This is a genomic window from Mycobacterium sp. (assembly GCF_035697385.1).
Lineage (GTDB): Bacteria > Actinomycetota > Actinomycetes > Mycobacteriales > Mycobacteriaceae > Mycobacterium.
In genome coordinates, this window is record NZ_DASSCY010000258.1 from 1 (window position 1) to 18674 (window position 18674).

Annotated in this window: 18 protein-coding genes and 1 pseudogene; 15 read left to right on the plus strand and 4 right to left on the minus strand. The window is 65.7% G+C overall.

The genetic code is table 11. The features are described from left to right. The 3 genes from rpoC to VFH65_RS21565 all read left to right on the plus strand — a co-directional run. Positions 1-3053 (plus strand): DNA-directed RNA polymerase subunit beta' (gene rpoC, locus VFH65_RS21555; protein ID WP_353324086.1); only part of this gene is annotated, 3053 nt, incomplete at its 5' end. Between the two features lie 321 nt (positions 3054-3374). After that, complete coding sequence (locus tag VFH65_RS21560) at positions 3375-4127, plus strand: deoxyribonuclease IV (protein WP_353324087.1); 753 nt, start codon at positions 3375-3377, stop codon at positions 4125-4127. Positions 4128-4205: 78 nt separating this feature from the next. After that, on the plus strand, positions 4206-5381 hold the full coding sequence (locus tag VFH65_RS21565) for a phosphatase PAP2 family protein (RefSeq protein ID WP_353324088.1): 1176 nt from the start codon (positions 4206-4208) through the stop codon (positions 5379-5381). Here VFH65_RS21565 and VFH65_RS21570 read toward each other — a convergent pair. After that, a pseudogene (locus VFH65_RS21570) lies at positions 5319-5612 on the minus strand (cupin domain-containing protein); the annotation flags it as partial. The gene VFH65_RS21565 and the pseudogene VFH65_RS21570 overlap by 63 nt on opposite strands. A gap of 53 nt (positions 5613-5665) precedes the next feature. Here VFH65_RS21570 and VFH65_RS21575 point away from each other — a divergent pair. From VFH65_RS21575 to VFH65_RS21590, 4 genes are read left to right on the plus strand one after another with little or no spacing between them, the layout of a single operon-like run. Continuing rightward, a complete protein-coding gene (locus VFH65_RS21575) occupies positions 5666-7294 on the plus strand; it encodes an acyl-CoA dehydrogenase family protein (RefSeq protein ID WP_353324089.1) in 1629 nt (542 codons plus the stop codon). After that, positions 7291-8229, plus strand: a complete 939-nt coding sequence (locus VFH65_RS21580) for a crotonase/enoyl-CoA hydratase family protein (RefSeq protein ID WP_353324090.1) — start codon at positions 7291-7293, stop codon at positions 8227-8229. Before VFH65_RS21575 ends, VFH65_RS21580 begins: the two co-directional genes overlap by 4 nt. Positions 8230-8249: 20 nt before the next feature. After that, positions 8250-8963 (plus strand): PaaX family transcriptional regulator C-terminal domain-containing protein, encoded by a 714-nt coding sequence (locus tag VFH65_RS21585; protein ID WP_353324091.1) that lies wholly within the window; start codon positions 8250-8252, stop codon positions 8961-8963. Then, positions 8960-9766 carry a crotonase/enoyl-CoA hydratase family protein gene (locus VFH65_RS21590; protein WP_353324092.1) on the plus strand — a complete coding sequence of 269 codons (807 nt, stop codon included), beginning with the start codon at positions 8960-8962 and terminating at the stop codon, positions 9764-9766. Before VFH65_RS21585 ends, VFH65_RS21590 begins: the two co-directional genes overlap by 4 nt. On the opposite strand, the gene VFH65_RS21595 is transcribed toward VFH65_RS21590, so the two are convergent. Further along, entirely contained in the window at positions 9763-10161 is a 399-nt protein-coding gene (locus VFH65_RS21595) for a DUF3060 domain-containing protein (RefSeq protein WP_353324102.1), read from the minus strand. The two genes, VFH65_RS21590 and VFH65_RS21595, sit on opposite strands and share 4 nt — an antisense overlap. Beyond that, entirely contained in the window at positions 10161-10601 is a 441-nt protein-coding gene (locus VFH65_RS21600; RefSeq protein ID WP_353324093.1) for a DUF3060 domain-containing protein, read from the minus strand. Before VFH65_RS21600 ends, VFH65_RS21595 begins: the two co-directional genes overlap by 1 nt. Positions 10602-10688: 87 nt before the next feature. On the opposite strand from VFH65_RS21600, the gene VFH65_RS21605 reads away from it, so the two are divergent. The 8 genes from VFH65_RS21605 to VFH65_RS21640 all read left to right on the plus strand — a co-directional run bounded on the left by VFH65_RS21605 (position 10689) and on the right by VFH65_RS21640 (position 18142). Beyond that, on the plus strand, positions 10689-11243 hold the full coding sequence (locus tag VFH65_RS21605; RefSeq protein WP_353324094.1) for a DUF3558 domain-containing protein: 555 nt from the start codon (positions 10689-10691) through the stop codon (positions 11241-11243). Between the two features lie 2 nt (positions 11244-11245). Next, positions 11246-11791 carry a DUF3558 domain-containing protein gene (locus tag VFH65_RS21610; protein ID WP_353324095.1) on the plus strand — a complete coding sequence of 182 codons (546 nt, stop codon included), beginning with the start codon at positions 11246-11248 and terminating at the stop codon, positions 11789-11791. Between the two features lie 69 nt (positions 11792-11860). Beyond that, positions 11861-12478 (plus strand): TetR/AcrR family transcriptional regulator, encoded by a 618-nt coding sequence (locus tag VFH65_RS21615; protein WP_353324096.1) that lies wholly within the window; start codon positions 11861-11863, stop codon positions 12476-12478. Between the two features lie 289 nt (positions 12479-12767). Beyond that, a complete protein-coding gene (gene rpsL, locus VFH65_RS21620) occupies positions 12768-13142 on the plus strand; it encodes a 30S ribosomal protein S12 (RefSeq protein ID WP_353324097.1) in 375 nt (124 codons plus the stop codon). After that, positions 13142-13612 carry a 30S ribosomal protein S7 gene (gene rpsG, locus VFH65_RS21625; RefSeq protein ID WP_317158523.1) on the plus strand — a complete coding sequence of 157 codons (471 nt, stop codon included), beginning with the start codon at positions 13142-13144 and terminating at the stop codon, positions 13610-13612. Before rpsL ends, rpsG begins: the two co-directional genes overlap by 1 nt. Before the next feature lie 81 nt (positions 13613-13693). Beyond that, complete coding sequence (gene fusA / locus VFH65_RS21630; RefSeq protein ID WP_353324098.1) at positions 13694-15799, plus strand: elongation factor G; 2106 nt, start codon at positions 13694-13696, stop codon at positions 15797-15799. Positions 15800-15888: 89 nt separating this feature from the next. Next, entirely contained in the window at positions 15889-17079 is a 1191-nt protein-coding gene (tuf, locus tag VFH65_RS21635) for an elongation factor Tu (protein WP_353324099.1), read from the plus strand. A gap of 214 nt (positions 17080-17293) precedes the next feature. Further along, positions 17294-18142 (plus strand): cutinase family protein, encoded by an 849-nt coding sequence (locus VFH65_RS21640; protein WP_353324100.1) that lies wholly within the window; start codon positions 17294-17296, stop codon positions 18140-18142. On the opposite strand, the gene VFH65_RS21645 is transcribed toward VFH65_RS21640, so the two are convergent. Beyond that, the coding region (locus VFH65_RS21645; protein ID WP_353324101.1) for an MFS transporter at positions 18108-18674 on the minus strand (567 nt) is incomplete at its 5' end. The two genes, VFH65_RS21640 and VFH65_RS21645, sit on opposite strands and share 35 nt — an antisense overlap.

Consider the following 18674-nt stretch of genomic DNA (forward strand, 5'->3'; position numbering starts at 1 on the left):
TCATCACCTCGGAGAACCGTCCCGAGTGGATGGTCCTCGAGGCCGTGCCGGTGATTCCGCCGGAGCTGCGGCCGATGGTGCAGCTAGACGGCGGCCGGTTTGCCACGAGCGACCTGAACGACCTCTACCGGCGCGTGATCAACCGCAACAACCGCCTCAAGCGGCTGCTGGACCTGGGCGCCCCGGAGATCATCGTCAACAACGAGAAGCGGATGCTTCAGGAGTCGGTGGATGCGCTGTTCGACAACGGCCGTCGCGGCCGGCCCGTCACCGGGCCGGGCAACCGTCCGCTGAAGTCGCTGTCCGATCTGCTCAAGGGCAAGCAGGGCCGGTTCCGTCAGAACCTGCTCGGCAAGCGCGTCGACTACTCGGGCCGTTCGGTCATCGTCGTCGGCCCGCAGCTCAAGCTGCATCAGTGCGGCCTGCCCAAGCTGATGGCACTCGAGCTGTTCAAGCCGTTCGTGATGAAGCGTCTGGTCGATCTGAACCACGCGCAGAACATCAAGAGCGCCAAGCGAATGGTGGAGCGTCAGCGTCCGCAGGTGTGGGACGTCCTCGAAGAGGTCATCGCCGAGCATCCGGTGCTGCTGAACCGTGCACCCACGCTGCACCGCCTCGGCATCCAGGCATTCGAGCCACAGCTGGTGGAGGGCAAGGCAATTCAGCTGCACCCGCTGGTGTGTGAGGCGTTCAACGCCGACTTCGACGGTGACCAGATGGCCGTACACCTTCCGCTGTCCGCGGAGGCGCAGGCCGAGGCACGCATCCTGATGCTGTCGTCGAACAACATCCTGTCCCCGGCGTCTGGCCGCCCGCTGGCCATGCCGCGTCTGGACATGGTGACCGGGTTGTACTTCCTGACCACCATGATCGAGGGCGACACCGGCGAGCATCAGTCGTCTGCCAAGGACAAGGCCGAGTTCGGTGTGTACAGCTCGCCTGCCGAGGCCATCATGGCGATGGACCGCGGCGCGCTTTCGGTGCGCGCCAAGATCCGGGTGCGGCTGACCCAGCTGCGTCCGCCTGCCGATCTCGAGGCCGAACTGTTCGGTGACGAGGGCTGGAAGCCGGGCGACGCATGGACGGCCGAGACCACGCTGGGCCGGGTGATGTTCAACGAGCTGTTGCCGCTGGGCTATGCCTTCGTCAACGAGCAGATGCATAAGAAGGTGCAGGCTCGCATCGTCAACGATCTGGCCGAGCGCTACCCGATGATCGTCGTCGCTCAGACCGTCGACAAGCTCAAGGACGCCGGCTTCTACTGGGCCACCCGCTCGGGTGTCACGGTGTCGATGGCGGACGTGCTTGTGCCGCCGGAGAAGCAGGAGATCCTCGAGCGTTACGAGGCCGAAGCCGACACGATCGAGAAGAAGTACCAGCGCGGCGCGCTCAACCACGACGAGCGCAACGAGGCACTGGTGAAGATCTGGCAGGACGCGACCGAAGAGGTCGGTCAGGCACTGCGGTCGCACTACCCGAAGGACAATCCGATCATCACGATCGTGGAGTCGGGCGCCACGGGTAACTTCACCCAGACGCGGACGCTGGCCGGCATGAAGGGTCTGGTGACCAACCCGAAGGGCGAGTTCATCCCGCGCCCGATCAAGTCCTCGTTCCGCGAGGGCCTGACGGTGCTGGAGTACTTCATCAACACCCACGGCGCCCGTAAGGGTCTGGCGGACACCGCTCTTCGTACCGCCGACTCGGGTTACCTGACCCGTCGTCTGGTCGACGTGTCGCAGGACGTCATCGTGCGCGAGACCGACTGTGAGACCGAGCGTGGCATCAACGTCACGCTGGCCGAGCGTCAGGCCGACGGCACGCTGGTTCGCGATCAGCACATCGAGACGTCCGCATACGCGCGGACGTTGGCTGCCGACGCTGTCGACGAGAAGGGCAACGTAGTCATCGAGCGTGGCCACGATCTCGGCGATCCGGCGATCGAGGCGATCCTGGCCGCTGGTATCACCGATGTGAAGGTCCGCTCGGTGCTGACCTGCACCACGGGCACCGGCGTGTGCGCGATGTGCTACGGCCGTTCGATGGCGACGGGCAAGCTCGTCGACATCGGCGAGGCCGTCGGTATCGTTGCGGCCCAGTCCATCGGCGAGCCCGGCACGCAGCTGACCATGCGTACGTTCCACCAGGGTGGCGTCACCGGCGGTGGCGACATCACCGGTGGTCTGCCTCGCGTGCAGGAGCTGTTCGAGGCCCGCGTTCCGCGGGACAAGGCGCCGATCGCCGACGTCACCGGGCGCGTTCAGCTCGAGGAGGGTGACCGCTTCTACAAGATGACCATCGTTCCCGACGATGGTGGCGAAGAAGTCGTCTACGACAAGCTCTCCCGCCGTCAGCGGCTGAAGGTGTTCAAGCACGACGACGGTTCCGAGCGGCTGCTTGCCAACGGCGACCACGTCGAGGTTGGCCAGCAGCTGATGGAAGGCTCCGCCGACCCGCACGAGGTGCTGCGTGTCCAAGGCCCCCGCGAGGTGCAGATCCACCTCGTCAAGGAGGTCCAAGAGGTCTACCGCGCACAGGGTGTGTCGATCCACGACAAGCACATCGAGGTGATCGTCCGGCAGATGCTGCGGCGCGTCACGATCATCGATTCGGGCGCAACGGAGTTCCTGCCCGGCTCGCTGACCGAGCGCGGCGAGTTCGAGGCCGAGAACCGTCGGGTGGTTGCCGAGGGCGCAGAGCCCGCGGCGGGTCGCCCGGTTCTGATGGGCATCACGAAGGCGTCGCTGGCCACCGACTCGTGGCTGTCGGCGGCGTCGTTCCAGGAGACCACGCGCGTGCTCACCGATGCGGCGATCAACTGCCGCAGCGACAAGCTGCAGGGTCTGAAGGAGAACGTGATCATCGGCAAGCTGATCCCGGCAGGTACCGGCATCAACCGGTACCGCAACATCCAGGTGCAGCCGACCGAAGAGGCGCGGGCCGCCGCGTACACGATCCCGTCCTACGAGGATCAGTACTACAGCCCCGACTTCGGCCAGGCGACCGGAGCCGCGGTTCCGCTGGACGACTACGGCTACAGCGACTACCGCTAGCTGTTTCTGCGCGAGCAGACGCAAATGTCCCCGCACGCCCGGCGTGTCGGGGACATTTGCGTCTGTTGGCCGCGTTATCCACAAGGCTGACGACTTGTGACTTCACCGCGGGTCGCGCGGTAGTAACCATCGACGGGTGTTCATCGACGAGGTGTTCGCCGTCAACGGTGGCTTCGCCACACACCATCAACTCATGGCGGTGATGTCCCGCAAGGCGCTCGCATCGCACATGAGAGCTGGCGCGGCTCTGGCACCTCGACCGCGACACCTCGGTCGCTGCTCGCCGTTAGAGGTGTCGCCCGGCATCACTAGACTGGCCCCGTGCTAATCGGTTCGCATGTTCACGGAGACGACCCCCTGGCTGACGCCGCGGCCGACGGCGCCGACGTGGTGCAGTTCTTCCTCGGCAACCCGCAGAGCTGGAAGAAGCCCAAGCCGCGCGACGACGCGGAGACGCTGAAGGCGTCGAGCATGCCGCTGTATGTCCACGCGCCGTACTTGATCAACGTCGCGTCGGCGAACAACCGCGTGCGCATCCCGTCGCGCAAGATCCTTCAGGACACCTGCGACGCGGCTTCGGAGATCAACGCCACCGCGGTGATCGTGCACGGCGGTCACGCCGACGACAAAGACACGGAAGCCGGTTTCGAGCGCTGGGTCAAGGCACTCAAGGCCCTGGAGACCGATGTGCCGGTGTACCTGGAGAACACCGCGGGCGGCGATCATGCGATGGCGCGGCACTTCGACGTCATCGGCAGGTTGTGGGATCACATCGGCGACAGCGGCATTGGGTTCTGCCTAGACACCTGCCACGCCTGGGCCGCGGGCGAGGCGCTCATCGACGCGGTCGATCGCATCAAGGCCCTCACCGGACGCATCGATCTGGTGCACTGCAACGACTCCAGGGATGCCGCGGGCTCCGGCGCCGACCGCCACGCCAACTTCGGCACCGGCCAGATCGACCCGCAGCTGCTGGTCGCCGTCGTCGAGGCCGCAGGTGCGCCCGTCATCTGCGAAACCGCTGACGCCGGTCGCAAGGACGACATCGCGTTCCTGCGCGAACATTTGGACTAGCCGGCTGCCTGAACACGGTTCGGTAACCGAACGGCCACCCAACTGGCGGTGACGCGGCGGTGAACTACTCTCATCTGAGTGTCCGCAATTGACGAGGCATCAATTGCGTTGCCGCATGCCCTGGATCCGGCCCCTAAGCGCGACCGCTGGCTCACCATCGCGCGGCGCATCGCCATCGCGACTTGGGCCGTCGTGGTCGTCTATCGAACCGTCACAACAGGGTTCGCGTTCAATCGCGAACTGCTACTTCTCTACATCGCCACCGGCCTGCTCGCGGCGAGCATCGGGCAGGGCCGCCGCATGCTCTACGTCATCAGGGACTGGCTGCCGTTCGCGCTGGTGCTCGTCGCCTACGACCTGAGCAGGGGAGCGGCCGATCTCATCGGCCGGCCGACGATGTGGCACTGGCAGGTCGACGCCGACAAGTGGCTGTTCTTCGGCGCCATGCCGACGGTGTGGCTGCAGGAGCGCCTCAAGCTGCCCCAGCCGCCGTGGTGGGAGATCGTCATCAGCAGCGTCTACATGTCGTTCTTCATCCTTCCCTACGTCGTCGCGGCCGTGCTGTGGCTGCGCGATCGGCAGGAATGGAAGGCGTTCGTCAAACTGTTCGTCGGGTTGTCGTTCGCAGCGCTGGCCATCTATGCGGTGCTGCCCGCCGCGCCGCCGTGGGCCGCGGCCCGCTGCACCGCCGCCGATGTGGATGGCGGCCCGGCCGGCCCGCAATGCATGTTCCGGTCCGCGCGCGGCGTACCCGACGGCGGACTGCTCGGGGCGATGCAAACCACTCAGGACGGCGCCAACGGCTGGGTCGAACGCATCGTCGGTCGGGGCTGGGGCAAGCTGAATCTGCACTCCGCCACCGCCCTGCTCGATCAGGGTCAGGCCAGCGTGAATTTGGTGGCCGCGATCCCGTCGTTGCACGCCGGGCTGACCCTCGCGATTGCGGCATTTCTGTGGAGACGCGTGCATCGCGGATGGCGGCCAGTGCTCGTCGCCTACGTGCTCATCATGGCGTTCACCCTGGTGTACACGGCCGAGCACTTCGTCATCGACATCCTGCTCGGCTGGCTGCTTGCAGTGGTCGTCATCTTCGGGATCAACCTGCTGAACCGACGGTCAGCTGCCGGTGAGATACACCTTGCGCAGGGTCTCGGTGACGGTCCACTGCGTCTCCGTCCCAGCGGCCAACCGGACGACGTCGCCGACGCCGAGTCGCAATGCCGGGCTGCCGTCGGCGAACGTGACGCTGGCTGAGCCGGACAGCACCACGAACACCTCGTCGGCTTCGACATCTGCCATCACGCCCGGTGTCATTTCCCATACGCCGACTTCCAGGCCGCCGAACTGGTCGATGGCGGTGGCCGCCGCCGTCGGCTCACCGCGTATCGACTGGTCGGCCCGGACAGGCTGGTGATCGAGGTCGATCGTCGCGGCGTGGATGACGGAGTTGGGTTCCATCGGACGAGTATGCGAGCGGATGAGCATGCGAGCCGTATTACGGCTCTTGTGCGGCTGTAGACAAAATGTAACATTGGGGCATGTCGGATACGCATGTCGTCACCAATCAGGTCCCGCCGCTGGAGGACTACAACCCGGCCACGTCACCGGTTCTGACCGAGGCGCTGATCCGCGAGGGCGGCCAGTGGGGCCTCGACGAGGTCACCGAGCTCGGCGCGCTGTCCGGCAGCAAGCAGGCGCAGCGCTGGGGCGAGCTGGCCGATCGCAACCAGCCGATCCTGCGCACGCACGACCGCTACGGCCACCGCGTCGATGAAGTCGAATACGACCCCGCCTACCACGAGCTGATGAAGGTGGCGGTCGGTCACGGTCTGCATGCCGCGCCATGGGCCGACGACAGGCCAGGCGCCCACGTCGTGCGCGCCGCCAAAACATCGGTATGGACGCCCGAACCCGGCCACATCTGTCCGATCTCGATGACGTACGCGGTCGTCCCTGCGCTGCGCAACAACGCGGAACTGGCCGCGGTGTACGAGCCGCTGCTGACCAGCCGCGAATACGACCCCGAACTCACGGTGCCTGCCAAGAAGGCCGGCATCACCGCGGGCATGTCGATGACCGAAAAGCAGGGCGGCTCCGACGTTCGGGCCGGCACCACGCAGGCCACCCCCAACGGCTTCGGGAGCTACAGCCTCACCGGACACAAGTGGTTCACCTCGGCGCCGATGTGCGACATCTTCCTGGTGCTGGCTCAGGCCCCCGGCGGCCTGAGCTGCTTCATGCTTCCGCGAATCCTGCCCGACGGCAGCCGCAACCGAATGCTTCTGCAGCGGCTCAAGGACAAGCTCGGCAACCACGCCAACGCGTCGAGCGAGGTCGAGTACGACGGCGCGATCGCCTGGCTGGTCGGCGAGGAGGGCCGCGGCGTGCCGACCATCATCGAAATGGTCAACCTCACCCGGCTGGACTGCACACTGGGCAGCGCCACCAGCATGCGAAACGGCTTGGCCCGCGCCATCCACCACGCGCAGCATCGAAAGGCGTTCGGCGAGTATCTGATTGACCAACCGCTGATGCGCAACGTGCTTGCCGATCTGGCCGTCGAGGCCGAAGCCGCCACCATGGTCGCGATGCGGATGGCCGGTGCGACCGACAGCGCCGTGCGTGGTGATGAGCGCGAGACGCTGCTGCGGCGCATCGGTCTGGCGGCCAGCAAGTACTGGGTATGCAAGCGGGCAACCCCGCACGCCGCCGAAGCGATGGAATGCTTCGGCGGCAACGGCTACGTCGAGGAGTCGGGAATGCCGCGGCTTTATCGCGAAGCGCCGCTGATGGGCATCTGGGAAGGCTCCGGCAACGTCAGCGCGCTGGACACATTGCGCGCCATGGCAACTCGTCCCGAGTGTGTCGATGTGCTCTTCGACGAACTGGCCACCACCGCTGGCGCCGACCCACGGCTTGACGCCCATGTCGACACCCTCAAACCAGCGCTGGACGACCTGGACACCATCCAGTACCGGGCCCGCAAGATTGCCGAGGACATCAGCCTTGCACTGCAGGGCTCGCTGATGGTGCGGCACGGCAACCCCGCGGTCGCCGAGGCGTTCCTGGCCACCCGAATGGGCGGTGCGTGGGGCGGAGCATTCGGAACCTTGCCCACCGGACTGGATTTGGCGCCCATCCTCGAGCGTGCCATGGTCAAGGGATGACACACGCCATCAGGCCCGTCGACTTCGACAACCTCAAGACGATGACCTACGAGGTCACCGATCGGGTTGCGCGCATCACCTTCAACCGGCCCGAGAAGGGCAACGCGATCATCGCCGATACCCCGCTGGAACTGTCGGCGCTCGTCGAGCGGGCCGACCTCGACCCCAGCGTCCACGTGATCCTGGTATCCGGTCGGGGAGAAGGCTTTTGCGCCGGATTCGATCTGTCCGCCTACGCCGAGGGATCGTCCTCGGCCGGTGGTGGCAGCCCGTACAAGTACACGGTGCTGTCGGGCAAGACGCAGGCGATCAACCACCTGCCCGATAAGCCATGGGACCCGATGATCGACTACCAGATGATGAGCCGGTTCGTCCGCGGCTTTTCGTCGCTGATGCACGCCGACAAGCCGACGGTCGTCAAGATTCACGGCTACTGCGTCGCGGGCGGAACCGACATCGCCCTGCACGCCGATCAGGTGATCGCGGCTGCCGACGCGAAGATCGGTTATCCGCCCACCCGCGTCTGGGGTGTGCCAGCCGCGGGTCTATGGGCTCACCGACTTGGTGACCAGCGCGCGAAACGTCTTCTGCTGACCGGTGATTGCATCACCGGCGCTCAAGCCGCCGAATGGGGACTTGCCATCGAGGCGCCCGAGCCCAAGGATCTCGACGAGCGCACCGAGCGGCTGGTCGAGCGGATCGCCGCAGTGCCCATCAACCAGCTGATCATGGTCAAGCTGGCGATGAACTCCGCACTACTGCAGCAGGGCATCGCTACCAGCCGGATGGTCAGCACGGTGTTCGACGGCGTGGCCCGGCACACGCCCGAGGGGCACGCATTCGTCGCCGACGCCCGTGAACACGGCTTCCGCGACGCCGTCCGTCACCGCGACGAACCCTTCGGCGACCACGGCCGGAAGGCGTCCGGGGTCTAGACGTGCCGACTCTCTCGCGGATGACGGCACGCTCCGTCGTGCTGAGCGTGCTGCTGGGCGCCCATCCGGCCTGGGCCACCGCCAGTGAACTCATCAGGCTCACAGCCGATTTCGATATCCGCGAGCCGACCGTGCGGGTGGCGCTGACCCGTATGGTCAGCGCTGGTGACCTGGTTCGATCCGAGGACGGCTACCGACTGTCCGACCGCCTGCTCGCACGGCAGCGACGCCAGGACGACGCGATCAACCCGCCGTCGCGCAACTGGGACGGCACCTGGACCACGCTGGTGATCACCCGCATCGGCACTGACGCACGCACCCGTGCGACGTTGCGAACCACCTTGCAGGACAACAGGTTCGCGGAGCTACGCGAAGGAGTGTGGCTTCGACCCGACAATCTCGACGCACGACTGCCTGCCGAAGTGACCGACCGGGTGCGGGTGTTGCACGCGCGCGACGACGATCCCGGCGAGCTCGCAGCGAGGTTGTGGGATCTGGCGGGTTGGGTGCGCATCGGGCATGAACTGTTCGACGAAATGGCCGCGGCCACAGACATTCCCGGCCGATTCGTCGTCGCGGCGGCCATCGTGCGCCACCTACTGGCCGACCCGGTGCTGCCCGGCGAACTGCTGCCAGGCGATTGGCCAGGCTCGGCTTTGCGTGAGGCGTACACGAACTTCGCCGCCGAACTGGTCGCGCGGCGTGACGATGTCGAAATGATGGAGGCAAGATGAGTGGCGAGGGTGCGGCGGGCAGGAGCGAAGCGACCGGGGGATCGGGTGGTGTGCGCGTCGAGCGCAACGGTGCGGTGACGACGGTGATCATGAACCGGCCCGAGGCGCGCAACGCCGTCAACGGACCGGCCGCCGCTGAACTCTATGCCGCGTTCGACGAATTCGACAAGGACGAATCGGCTTCGGTCGCGGTTCTCTGGGGTGACAACGGAACCTTCTGCGCCGGAGCAGATCTCAAGGCGTTCGGCACGCCGCAGGCCAACCCGGTGCACCGAACCGGGCCGGGACCGATGGGGCCGAGCCGGATGGTGTTGTCGAAACCAGTGATCGCCGCTGTCAGTGGCCACGCCGTCGCGGGCGGTCTCGAGCTGGCGCTGTGGTGTGACATGCGGGTGGCTGAGGAGGACGCGGTATTCGGCGTGTTCTGCCGGCGCTGGGGCGTCCCGCTGATCGACGGCGGGACAGTTCGGCTGCCGCGACTGATCGGGCAGAGCCGGGCGATGGACCTGATCCTCACCGGCCGCGCGGTCGATGCGCAGGAGGCATGGGCAATCGGGTTGGCCAACCGCGTCGTGCCCAAAGGCCAGGCGCGCCAAAAGGCTGAGGAACTCGCCGCCGAACTCGCGCAACTTCCGCAGCAGTGCATGCGGTCGGACCGGCTGTCGATGGTCAACCAGTGGGGCGGGTCCGAAGCCGAGGCCATGGACTTCGAATTCGCGAGCATCTCCCGCGTCGCTGCCGAATCATTGGAGGGCGCACGCCGTTTCGCCGCTGGCGCAGGCCGCCACGGCGCGAGCGCCTAGCCCTTGCCGATCTTGTTGCCTGAGCCGGTATCGCTAACCTTCGGATCGCCGTCTCTGTAGGTGACGGTGTTGTTGAGGCCGACGACTGCGATCTCCTTGTCGATCCGCTCGAAGGTGATCTTGTTGTCGGAGCCGCCGATGTTCACGTTGGCGCACGTACCCTTGACAGTCAGCGTATTGTTGGCGCCGCCGACGTTGAGCGACTTCCCGTCGGCGCAATCGATGTCGGCTGTGGTGCCGAACGATCCGTAGTTGATCGTATTGCCGACCTCGACTTGAGCGCCCGACGTGCCCGCCGTAGCGGTAGGAGTCTTGGTGTCGCTGCTTTCCGATCCACAGCCGGCCAGTGCCAGCGCGGCGACGGCGGCCACGGCAATGACGAGGCGCGCGCGCATCACGCAGGCACCCGGTCAATGCGGTTCGTCATGCCCAATTCGCGGCCACGGTCCCAGACGAACGGCTCACCGCTTTTGTAGAGCACGGTCTGGTCATAGCCGTATACCGTGACGTCGTTGACGACGTGATCGGCCACGATGACGTTGGACGAACCCTGCACGGTCACCGCCCAGCACGAGCCCAACGCGTTGATCTGATTTCCCGTGCCGAATACCAGTAGTGTGCCGTTGTTGCAATCCAGCGTCTGCTCGATGCCGTTACCGGTGATGTGGGTATCGCCTTGGACGTGGGCACCGACGACACTGGTGTCGGCGCATTGACGCGCCAACGGGTTGCAGACCTCCGGTTGCGCATCTGCGTCTGGCGCTCCCGCCATCAGTGCGACCGACGATGCGATCACTCCTGCCGCCAGCAACCGGCCTACACCTGTCGATGCCATGCAGGGAAGCGTACGACGCCGGGCGTCGTCGTGGCAGTAGTAGGCACAAGTCGCCATCGATGACCGTGCTGGGTAGCGTGTTCAGCGATGCGTTGGCGTGTCAATCCGGTTGCTGTCGTAGCGGTCACAGCGGTAGTGACCGCCGCGGGGTGTTCCCAAACCATCGGCGGCACCGCGCAGCGGGCGCGCCCAGACGTACCCGATCCGAACCGCAGCTACGGCTACGTGGACGACCGCTGCGGGCTGCTGGTCGACGGCACGGTCCAGGAAGTAATAGGTGCAGACGACGTCGTACGGCCCTACAGCGGGGCGGTCTGCCAGTACGTGCTGTCGCGCCGATCGGGCGCAGATGCCGCGCCTCCGGTTTTGATCGACGTCAACTTCTCGTGGTTCGAGACCGGCAGCATCAACCGCGAGCGTGTTCTGGCCAGTGAGCGTGGCGCGACGGTGACGATGAAGGTCGTCGAACGACACGAAGCCTTCTTGGCCCGACGCGACACCACCGGTGTGGCCTGCTCGGCGACGGCAGCAGCGGGCACCGGTGTGTTGAGTTGGTGGGTGCAATTCCGTGGTCAGACCGCGGGCGACCCGTGCATCGACGCCGAGAAACTGCTGGCCGCCACGCTGCAATCGGACATGTAGCGATGTCCGGCCCGCGTTCAGTCTTGAGGTGCGTCGCCGCGCTCGCGGCCGGCGCCGTGCTGCTGGCCGGCTGCGGGCCCTCAGATCAGCAGGAGACCGCGACCACTTCGGCACCGCCTCCGCTCCCGCCTGGCGATGGTTTCCGCAGCGCGGACTGCAACGGTGTGACCGACGAGGACATCACCGAGGCGGTCGGATCGTCGATGTTCACCAGGGCAGTCGTGAGCGACGCCGGCTGCTTCTGGCAGGAGAACACGGTGCTCGGCTCGTTCGGCGCGGGCATGGGGATTTCCACGTGGTGGTATCGCGGCAGCGATATGGATACCGAACGCTCGCTCGAGCAGCAGGCGGGACGCACTCTCACCGAGCTGTCCCTCGACGGCAACAAGGGTTTCAAGGCCGCCGATGCCAACGCGTGCAGCATCTATGTGGCCAAGGGCGACGACGTCATCACGTGGTCCATCCAGACGATGAATCCCGCGATGCTGCCGGATCTGTGCGCGATCACCGAGCAACTCGCCGAGCTCAGTCAAGAGCGCGTCAACTGACCGCTGGGAAACTAGAGGTGTTAGTTTTCGCAGATCAGGTCTCGGGTTCAAACGAAGGGCGATGGACATATGGCAGCTCCGCAGTCTTCTGGAGCCGCCAAATCGGCGACTTCGAGCGGCGCCGGCCGGCGACCGGCCAGGCTGAGCCGTGATTCCATCGTCAACGCCGCGCTGACATTCCTCGACCGGGAGGGGTGGGACGCGCTGACCATCAACGCGTTGGCCACCCAGCTGGGCACGAAGGGCCCCTCGCTGTACAACCACGTGAACAGCCTGGAAGATCTGCGCCGCACCGTCCGGATGCGCGTCGTCGGCGACATCATCGACATGCTCAACACCGTCGGCCAGGGCCGCACCCGCGACGACGCGGTGACGGCGATGGCGGGCGCGTACCGCAGCTATGCCCACCACCATCCTGGCCGGTATTCGGCCTTCACCAGGATGCCGCTCGGTGGCGACGACCCCGAGTTCACCGAGGCCACCAGGGCCGCGGCCGCACCGGTGATCTCGGTCCTGGCGTCCTACGGACTCGACGGTGACGCCGCGTTTTACGCCGCGCTGGAGTTCTGGTCGGCGATGCATGGCTTCGTGTTGCTGGAGATGACCGGGGCAATGACAGGCATCGATACTGATGCGGTGTTCACGGACATGGTTATGCGGCTCGCAACGGGCATGGAACGGCGGTAACGATCCGTAGGGTTTGACCTGCGGTAAGAGCTCCCGCGACGGGTTTGGATCGGCGCGGGCCGTCCTGGTATCGTGGACGATCGTGCCTGGCAGATAAGGCGCTTGCGGTTGCGAATTCCGTAAGCATGCCCGCACGCCGGGCCAATTCGCGTGTCCACTATGCCTAGGAAAATTTCCTCGGCGGGCGCATGCGACACACCCGGTCGCGGGGTAAGCGAGCGGGACATAACTGCAGTACAGAGAACTTCAGATCGACTTAGAGACAGCAAGCAACACAGAAAGCCGGTAGATGCCAACCATCCAGCAGCTGGTCCGCAAGGGTCGCCGCGACAAGATCGCCAAGGTGAAGACCGCGGCCCTCAAGGGCAGCCCCCAGCGCCGCGGCGTGTGCACCCGCGTGTACACGACCACCCCGAAGAAGCCGAACTCGGCGCTTCGCAAGGTCGCGCGCGTGAAGCTGACCAGCGCAGTGGAGGTCACCGCCTATATCCCGGGCGAAGGCCACAACCTGCAGGAGCACTCGATGGTGCTGGTGCGCGGCGGTCGTGTGAAGGACCTGCCCGGTGTGCGCTACAAGATCATCCGCGGCTCGCTGGACACCCAAGGCGTGAAGGCTCGCAAGCAGGCGCGCAGCAAGTACGGCGCCAAGAAGGAGAAGAGCTAATGCCACGCAAGGGGCCCGCACCCAAGCGTCCATTGGTCAACGACCCGGTATACGGGTCGCAGCTGGTCACCCAGCTGGTCAACAAAGTGCTGCTGGACGGGAAGAAATCGCTGGCCGAACGCATTGTTTATGGTGCGCTCGAACAGGCCCGCGACAAGACCGGCACCGATCCGGTCGTCACCCTCAAGCGCGCTCTCGACAACGTCAAGCCCGCCCTTGAGGTGCGCAGCCGCCGCGTCGGTGGCGCGACCTACCAGGTTCCTGTCGAGGTTCGCCCGGAACGCTCGGTGACGCTGGCCCTCCGCTGGCTGGTCAGCTTCTCCAAGGCCCGCCGCGAAAAGACCATGGTCGAGCGCCTGGCGAACGAGATCCTCGACGCCAGCAACGGTCTGGGTGCTGCCGTCAAGCGACGTGAGGACACCCACAAGATGGCCGAGGCTAACCGCGCCTTCGCGCACTACCGCTGGTGATCTAGCCGCCGGCGGTGCGGCCGGCGGCGCTAAGGCCATACGGCTGACAACAGCAACTACCAAGCGAAAGAGAAGACTTCTGTGGCACAGAAGGACGTGCTTACCGACCTGACCAAGGTCCGCAACATCGGCATCATGGCGCACATCGATGCCGGTAAGACCACGACGACCGAGCGCATCCTCTACTACACCGGTATCAGCTACAAGATCGGTGAGGTGCACGACGGCGCCGCCACGATGGACTGGATGGAGCAGGAGCAGGAGCGGGGGATCACCATCACCTCCGCCGCTACCACTTGCTTCTGGAATGACAACCAGATCAACATCATCGACACCCCCGGCCACGTCGACTTCACCGTCGAGGTGGAGCGCAGCCTGCGCGTGCTCGACGGTGCCGTTGCCGTGTTCGACGGCAAGGAAGGCGTTGAGCCGCAGTCCGAGCAGGTGTGGCGTCAGGCCGACAAGTACGACGTCCCCCGCATCTGCTTCGTCAACAAGATGGACAAGGTCGGCGCCGACTTCTACTTCTCGGTGCGCACGATGGAAGAGCGCCTCGGCGCCAACGTCATCCCGATCCAGCTGCCCGTCGGCGCCGAAGGTGACTTCGAGGGCGTCGTCGACCTGGTCGAGATGAACGCCAAGGTGTGGCGCGGCGAGACCAAGCTCGGTGAGACCTACGAGACCATCGACATCCCTGCCGAGTTGCAGGAAAAGGCCGACGAGTACCGCACCAAGCTGCTCGAGGCCGTCGCCGAGACCGACGAGGCGCTTCTGGAGAAGTACTTCGGCGGTGAAGAGCTGTCCGTCGAGGAGATCAAGGGTGCGCTGCGCAAGCTGACCATCAACTCCGAGGCCTACCTCGTGTTGTGCGGCAGCGCGTTCAAGAACAAGGGCGTTCAGCCCATGCTCGACGCGGTGATCGACTACCTGCCGTCGCCACTTGACGTGCCGCCTGCCGTTGGCCACGCGCCCGGCAAGGAGGACGAGGAGATCGTCCGCAAGCCGTCGACCGACGAGCCGTTCTCGGCGCTGGCATTCAAGGTCGCGACGCACCCGTTCTTCGGGAAGCTGACGTACGTCCGGGTGTACTCGGGCACGGTCGAGTCCGGCTCGCAGGTCATCAACGCCACCAAGGGCAAGAAGGAGCGGCTGGGCAAGCTGTTCCAGATGCACTCCAACAAGGAGAACCCGGTCGAACGGGCCTCCGCGGGACACATCTACGCCGTCATCGGGCTGAAGGACACCACCACAGGTGATACCTTGAGCGACCCGAACAGCCAGGTCGTGTTGGAGTCGATGACCTTCCCGGATCCGGTTATCGAGGTGGCCATCGAGCCCAAGACCAAGAGCGACCAGGAAAAGCTGTCGCTGTCGATCCAGAAGCTCGCCGAGGAAGATCCCACCTTCAAGGTGCACCTGGACCAGGAGACCGGCCAGACCGTCATCGGCGGCATGGGCGAGCTGCACCTGGACATCCTGGTGGACCGGATGAAGCGCGAGTTCAAGGTCGAGGCCAACGTCGGCAAGCCGCAGGTGGCCTACAAGGAGACCATCAAGCGCACGGTCGACAAGGTCGAGTTCACCCACAAGAAGCAGACGGGTGGCTCTGGCCAGTTCGCGAAGGTGCTCATTGCCATCGAGCCGTTCACCGGCGAAGACGGTGCGACTTACGAGTTCGAGAACAAGGTCACCGGTGGCCGCATCCCGCGCGAGTACATCCCGTCGGTGGATGCCGGTGCGCAGGACGCCATGCAATACGGCGTGCTGGCCGGCTACCCGCTGGTGAACCTCAAGGTCACGCTGCTCGATGGCGCCTACCACGAGGTGGACTCCTCGGAAATGGCGTTCAAGATCGCCGGCTCGCAGGCACTGAAGAAGGCCGCCCAGGCGGCCCAGCCGGTGATCCTGGAGCCGATCATGGCCGTCGAGGTCACCACGCCCGAGGACTACATGGGCGACGTGATCGGCGACCTGAACTCCCGCCGTGGTCAGATCCAGGCCATGGAGGAGCGGGCTGGTGCACGCGTCGTCAAGGCGCATGTGCCGCTGTCGGAGATGTTCGGCTACGTCGGAGACCTTCGGTCGAGGACCCAGGGCCGGGCGAACTACTCCATGGTGTTCGACTCGTACGCCGAGGTTCCGGCGAACGTGTCGAAGGAGATCATCGCGAAGGCGACGGGTCAGTAGTCTGACCTGCCGTCACCGCGGCGAACAGCAACTGCAAAGATCAACACTGCTTTAGAAGAAGCACCAACACAGTCCAGGAGGACAACACAGTGGCGAAGGCGAAGTTCGAGCGGACGAAGCCGCACGTCAACATCGGGACCATCGGTCACGTTGACCACGGCAAGACCACGCTGACCGCAGCAATCACCAAGGTTCTGCACGATAAGTACCCGACGTTGAACGAGTCGCGCGCGTTCGACCAGATCGACAATGCGCCTGAGGAACGTCAGCGCGGCATCACGATCAACATCTCCCACGTGGAGTACCAGACCGAGAAGCGCCATTACGCGCACGTCGACGCACCTGGTCACGCTGACTACATCAAGAACATGATCACCGGTGCCGCCCAGATGGACGGCGCGATCCTGGTGGTGGCGGCCACCGACGGTCCGATGCCGCAGACGCGCGAGCACGTGCTGTTGGCCCGCCAGGTCGGCGTGCCCTACATCCTCGTCGCCCTCAACAAGGCCGACGCGGTCGACGACGAGGAGCTCATCGAGCTCGTCGAGATGGAGGTCCGCGAACTGCTGGCCGCCCAGGAGTTCGACGAGGACGCTCCGGTCATCCGGGTCTCGGCTCTGAAGGCGCTCGAGGGCGACGAGAAGTGGGTCAAGTCCGTCGAGGAGCTGATGGATGCGGTCGACGAGTCGATCCCGGATCCGGTCCGCGAGACCGACAAGCCGTTCCTGATGCCCGTCGAGGACGTCTTCACGATCACCGGCCGCGGCACCGTGGTCACCGGTCGTGTCGAGCGCGGCATTGTCAACGTGAACGAGGAAGTCGAGATCGTCGGCATCCGCCCGGACACCACCAAGACCACCGTCACCGGTGTCGAGATGTTCCGCAAGCTGCTCGATCAGGGCCAGGCCGGCGACAACGTCGGTCTGCTGCTGCGTGGCATCAAGCGTGAGGACGTCGAGCGCGGTCAGGTCGTCGTGAAGCCCGGCACCACCACCCCGCACACCGAGTTCGAGGGCAGCGTCTACATCCTGTCCAAGGACGAGGGCGGGCGGCACACGCCGTTCTTCAACAACTACCGTCCGCAGTTCTACTTCCGCACCACCGACGTGACCGGTGTGGTGACGTTGCCGGAGGGCACCGAAATGGTGATGCCTGGTGACAACACCGACATCTCGGTGAAGCTGATCCAGCCCATCGCCATGGACGAGGGCCTGCGGTTCGCGATCCGTGAGGGCGGCCGTACCGTCGGCGCCGGCCGGGTCACCAAGATCATCAAGTGATCTGATTTCGTCGCGAAACGGCGCTCACCCGAGAGGGTGGGCGCCGTTTTCGTTGCTCGGCGCGTCGACTTCTGCACCAGCGTCGTGAATCGTCGCCGATCGCAGCCCTCCTGCAGAAATCGGCGCTTCTCGCACGCGTAGCCGTAACACGTGAGACGACTGGGGCGATGTACCTCGCGAATGCCCTGGTCGGGTCAGGAAGGGTTGGGCTCTTATGTTTCGTCGTATTTCTACATTTGGCAGCGCCGTAGCTATCGCGGGCGCCGCGGCGGTCGGGCTGTTCGCGGGTACGGCGAACGCCGAACCGATCTGCCCCGACGTCCATTGGATCGGCGCCGCCGGCTCAGGAGAGCGTGGGCCCGAAGCGACCCTCAACGGCGGAATGGGCCGGGTCGTGTTCCAGTCGTACAACGACTTGAAGCAGCGCGTAGAGAGCGACGGCCGCACGATGACCGCCGAGGCGGTCGAGTATCCCGCCGTCGCAGTGCCTGAGGACGACGGCGGCGTGGGCGAATGGCTCGGGTTCATGGGCAGCGTCGACACCGGCGCCGCCGCGCTGGGCGCTCAGTACGAGTCGTTTGTTCAGCGCTGCCCGACTTCGAAGGTGGTCCTGGCCGGCTACTCGCAGGGCGCGATGGTGGTGCACCGCAACCTGCAGGCGCTCGCCGCGAGCCCCAATCTCGCCGCCTCGCTGTTGATCGCCGACGGCGACCGGCGACCGGACGATCCCACGTTCAACCTCGGTTCGGTCACGTCGGTGCCCGGCGCAGGCAAAGGCGTCGCGCAGGACTGGCCCATCCTGGCCCACGCTCCTGGCTCCATGGCGCCGGAGGTCGGGGCGCGCACGATCAGTGTGTGCGACCTTGGCGATGCGGTCTGCGACTACGACCCCGAGGCCGAGGAGACATCGTCATTCGCGGTCGCCGTCCACACGAGCTACGGACGCGCCGCGAGCGGCGGGCTGGAATGGACGGAGCCGCTGTATCAGCTCGTCGGCCCCGCACCTGCGTTGCCGGACGCGCATCAGGTCACGCCTCTGGATGCGACGGCGACGGTCCAGTAGCCGAGCGCCGGGCCGTCCACAGCACGAGCAGGCCAGCTGGTAGGAGCAACCCGGCCAGTACGGCCAGAATCAGATCGATCGCTCTACCGGCCGATAACCCGGTGTGCTCGAGCATTTCCAGCGCCGTGCCCGACACCGCGACCCCGACGCCTGCCAGGGTGACCAATGCCGTCAACGTGACGCCGGCCGCCTCGCCTGCCCGCTCCGGGCGGACGACCGCCTGTGTCGCGACGGTGGTGAACGCGTACACCAATCCCAGGGTGAACCCGCACACCGTCAACGCCGACAGGTAGACGACCCAGTCGTGCGCCGCCGCCAACACCGCCAGCGCTAGCGCCGCGGCAACACTTGTCACGCCCATGACGAGCACCGGCGGCCTGCTGGCGGCGAGCCGCCCCGAAAGCGCACCGCCGAGCGCGGCTCCTGCCGACGGGCCAAGAAACGCGAGGCCCGCCATCAACGGATCGAGCCCTCGCACCTGCTGCAGGTACAGCGTCGACAAGAAGATCGTGACGCCATACGCGACGTTCGC